The sequence below is a fragment of the Aetokthonos hydrillicola CCALA 1050 genome (assembly GCF_017591665.1).
Taxonomy (GTDB): Bacteria; Cyanobacteriota; Cyanobacteriia; order Cyanobacteriales; family Nostocaceae; genus Aetokthonos; species Aetokthonos hydrillicola.
In genome coordinates this window covers 1-1,311 of sequence record NZ_JAAKGC010000404.1, presented here as the reverse complement: position 1 = coordinate 1,311, position 1,311 = coordinate 1, and the positions used below count along the sequence as shown (strand labels likewise).

Sequence of the window (1,311 nt, the reverse complement as noted above, 5' to 3'; positions counted from 1 at the left end):
TCTCTAACCCGATCCGCGCCTCCTGTTGATTTTGCTTACCCAGCTCACTCCGAGGTAGGAACCCACTGCGCAGGCGCACGGGCGAACGGTAGAATAGTAACTCTTGATACGCCATTAAAAACTGGGGATATAGTTGAGATTATTACCCACAAAAATTCTCACCCCAGTTTAGATTGGCTGAACTTTGTCGCCTCATCAGCCACCCGCAACCGGATTCGCCAATGGTATAAGAAATCCCGGCGCGAACAGAATATTGCTCGTGGTAGAGAATTGTTGGAAAAAGAAGTGGGAAAAACCGGTTTTGACAGTATGCTGAAATCAGAACCGATGCAGGCTGTTGCACACCGATGCAATTACCACTCAGTAGAAGATTTACTCGCGGCTATAGGTTACGGCGGAATTACTACGAACCAAGTGCTAAGTCGTTGGCGAGAAGAAGCGAAATTGCCACAGCCGATCGCTCTCCCACCTGAAACACCTGTAAAAGAGCCTACTTTATCTAAGGTTTCTCCAGCACCAACTAAATTTACTAATTCACCGATTATTGGGGTGGAAGGGTTGATGTATTATCTAGCAAGATGCTGTCATCCTATTCCTGGAGAACCAATTAGTGGTGTAGTGACACGAGGAAGGGGAATCTCAATTCATCGCGACGGGTGTCATAACTTGGAGCATGTAGAGCGCGATCGCCTAGTAACAGTCGCGTGGAATGAAGCTCTAGAAAATGCAACTCGTCCAGAAACCTACCCTGTGAATGTCCAGATTGAAGCTTTGGATCGGGTAGGAGTCTTAAAGGATATTTTGTCTCGCTTGAGTGATCAAGGAATTAATGTACGCCATGCTCAAGTTAAAACTACTATTGGTCAACCAGCTTTGATCGACCTAGGAATAGATATACAGGCTCGTACTCAACTAGAGCAAGTCTTTGCACAAATTAAGAAATTGAGCGATATTCGCAAGATCCGTCGTGTTAGTGAGGTTGAGGAATAGGGCATAGGGCATAGGGCATAGGGCATAGCGAATAGGGCAGAGGAGCACAGGAGCAGAGGGGCAGAGGAGCAGGGGAGCGAGTACTAGATACCCATGCCCCATGCCCGATGCCCGATGCCCGATGCCCGATGCCCTATTCGCTATGCCCTATGCCCAATTTGTAAAACTCTATTAACAAAATCCTCCAGTTAATGTATAATGGTATTAAAATAGAAGTTTGCTGCACAAATAATGAAGGGTGTAAATTTGGAGGCAGATATTGAAAGGGGAAAGTTAACCAAAAACTTCAGCAAAGGAGGTTTAAGTACTCTGGTCTAAAGT

At 45.9% G+C, this 1,311-nt stretch carries 1 protein-coding gene; it reads left to right on the top strand.

Annotation, left to right across the window (positions count from 1 at the left end; translation table 11 throughout):
* A partial coding sequence (locus G4P69_RS38350) for an ACT domain-containing protein (protein ID WP_208355239.1) occupies positions 1-990 on the top strand: 990 nt, incomplete at its 5' end.
* Positions 991-1,311 lie beyond the last annotated feature (321 nt).